Origin of the sequence: Bacillus sp. JJ783, assembly GCF_036963225.1 — a bacterium.
GTDB lineage: Bacteria > Bacillota > Bacilli > Bacillales > Bacillaceae_G > Bacillus_A > Bacillus_A cereus_U.
Map to the genome: position 1 here is coordinate 3,831 of NZ_JBALMG010000158.1, position 2,155 is coordinate 5,985.

Consider the following 2,155-nt stretch of genomic DNA (forward strand, 5'->3'; position numbering starts at 1 on the left):
AGGATTTTGGGTTACTTTTAAAAATAGGTGTGTCAAAACATCTAGAATTCTACTGATATGTTTCAAAATTGATTTAGTTGTAATTTTGAAACGAAAAGACCTATTTTTTGCTATGTCATTATGAAGACGGTTATTTACTCTCAAGCTATATGACTGTTGTTGATATTGATCCGCTAAATAGTGCTGTCATATGTACCGATGCTTTTTATAATAAGATGACACTACAATTTTCGAATATAATAGACGTAAAATAGAATGGATTTAAGTGGTCACGTTTGGATTGTCATAAAGGAGTGTATAAAATGCAAGGGAATCAGATAAGAAAGAATACCTCAAGAACAGTTATTCATAATGATATAAATAACTATCCTTATTTAAACATACCTATGATTATCAATGAGAAAGATGGAAAGCTTTATGAAGTTTTAAGCACCGGTTTTCATACTAATGATGCAGTGGCAATGATAACAACGGACGGTTTCGCTACAACTAGAGTAAATACACCAATCGTATCAGTAAAAACCAATGATGGTAGCATTCAAGTATACCGCTTACCTTTAGAACTGGAATATTGGGTACTTTCTTGTATGCGTGCTGCTTCAACAGGAAAAAATCCGTTCCCATGTAAAGTTGCTTTTGGAATCATCGACACTAAATTTTATGTAGAATTCAAATAAAAATAGGAGCAATATTATTTTGCTCCTATTTATTTTATAAAGAGGTAGTTTTTGTCCTTCTACCATTATACATTTATTTTATTTCATATTAAATGTGATACGATAGTTATATATTCGTTTTGCTAGTAAAAGGAGATGAGTGTCGATGAAAAACCACATAAAAGTAAACGGAAAAATCCTTCAAACAAATAAAAAATGGTCCCATCTCAAGCAAAAACAAAGAGAACATATTTCTAATTGGTTACGTAGAGAATATACACAGTTTGTAAAAACACATTATAGAAAACCTAGAAAGTATGAACATGATGAGATTCTTCATGAAGTGATGAATCAAATACAGGAACATGAAATTTGGATTCCTTATGGTGAAGTGAAAAGATATTATCTAAGCAAAATTGGAAAATGGTTTAGAAAAATAGAAAGTGAATGGGAATCACAAATATCTAACAGTGAAAAACAGCAGGTATTAGAAGAAAAGTAAATACAAACAAACCAGGGGGCGCATTTCATGTTTAATATACAAGAAGATATGTATGAACAATTGAAAGAGAAAAAAGGGGAAGTTACTGTATTTTTAAAGAATGGCGTTCCAGTACGTGGGCAGATCCTTGCAACAGATAAGTTTACTGTCCTTATGATGGTTCATGGTAAGCAACAACTGGTCTACAAACAAGCAATCTCTACAATCATTAAGTAATACTTATTCCCTCTTTTCGAGGGGATGGGCAAAAACACCCATTTATCAATCTTTTTTACAAATTATCGGACTTTATTTTAAATCAACAAAAATACGCTATTCTTTCTGTAGAAGCATAGGAAAGGATGGCGTATTTTTTCATTTTAGGGGGTATTTTGTTTTATTGGCTTGATAGCGATGGGTCTGTACCCCTACGAAGATAATTACTAGTAGAGATTTCATACTTTATTAGTATTTAGCGTATGGAGTAATCTTTACAGGATCAGAGATAAATGTTGTACCAGCCGTAGAGTTAATCATTTTAACTCTATAATATTGTGGTATTGATAATGATGGTTTTGAAATTCCTAATGACATAGAACAAGCTGCATAATATTGTGGGTTTCTTGTAAGTGGATAAACAACATTTTCCCATGTTCCATCTGGTTGTTGTACTTGCCAAACTACTTTACCAGATCTAAAACTTGAGTCAACAGGTATTTTTAGATAAATAGAATTTGTATTTACATTTTCATAAACTGTTGGTGTTTTGTGGACATAATTTTCTGTTTCTGCAGCAAAAGTAATAGTTGAACCTACACCCATTGCTAAACTTAATGCTAAAATTGTTGATTGAATTAACTTTTTCACATTATCACCTTTTTTTCGTATATTTAGTTTTACCGATGTTATTATATCATACTTAAAGGGAATGTTAACTAATATTTTTTCCGTTATCTGAGAATCTCTTAGCGTATGAAAAGGATAAAAGCTACCCCATGATGGTTCATGGTAAGCAACA

4 protein-coding genes and 1 pseudogene are annotated in these 2,155 nt (G+C 31.5%); 4 read left to right on the forward strand and 1 reads right to left on the reverse strand.

Annotated elements, in window-relative coordinates; all coding sequences use genetic code 11:
- Positions 1 to 107: 107 nt before the first annotated feature.
- The 4 genes and pseudogenes from V7038_RS25835 to hfq all read left to right on the forward strand — a co-directional run.
- Positions 108 to 254 (forward strand): annotated as a pseudogene (locus V7038_RS25835) (YolD-like family protein); the annotation flags it as partial.
- Positions 255 to 302: 48 nt separating this feature from the next.
- Complete coding sequence (locus tag V7038_RS25840) at positions 303 to 677, forward strand: hypothetical protein (RefSeq protein ID WP_078181996.1); 375 nt, start codon at positions 303 to 305, stop codon at positions 675 to 677.
- Between the two features lie 145 nt (positions 678 to 822).
- Positions 823 to 1,158, forward strand: coding sequence for a hypothetical protein (locus V7038_RS25845; protein WP_002107248.1), 336 nt, complete (start codon positions 823 to 825; stop codon positions 1,156 to 1,158).
- A 27-nt stretch (positions 1,159 to 1,185) separates the two neighbouring features.
- On the forward strand, positions 1,186 to 1,374 hold the full coding sequence (hfq, locus tag V7038_RS25850) for an RNA chaperone Hfq (protein ID WP_002107247.1): 189 nt from the start codon (positions 1,186 to 1,188) through the stop codon (positions 1,372 to 1,374).
- A gap of 228 nt (positions 1,375 to 1,602) precedes the next feature.
- Here the strand turns inward: hfq and V7038_RS25855 are convergent.
- On the reverse strand, positions 1,603 to 2,155 hold a 553-nt coding region (locus V7038_RS25855), incomplete at its 5' end, for a hypothetical protein (RefSeq protein ID WP_335695845.1).

Coding starts and splice junctions, on each gene's coding strand:
- hfq (WP_002107247.1), top strand. CDS start 1,186: ATGTTTAATATACAAGAAGATATGTATGAACAATTGAAAGAGAAAAAA.
- V7038_RS25845 (WP_002107248.1), top strand. CDS start 823: ATGAAAAACCACATAAAAGTAAACGGAAAAATCCTTCAAACAAATAAA.
- V7038_RS25840 (WP_078181996.1), top strand. CDS start 303: ATGCAAGGGAATCAGATAAGAAAGAATACCTCAAGAACAGTTATTCAT.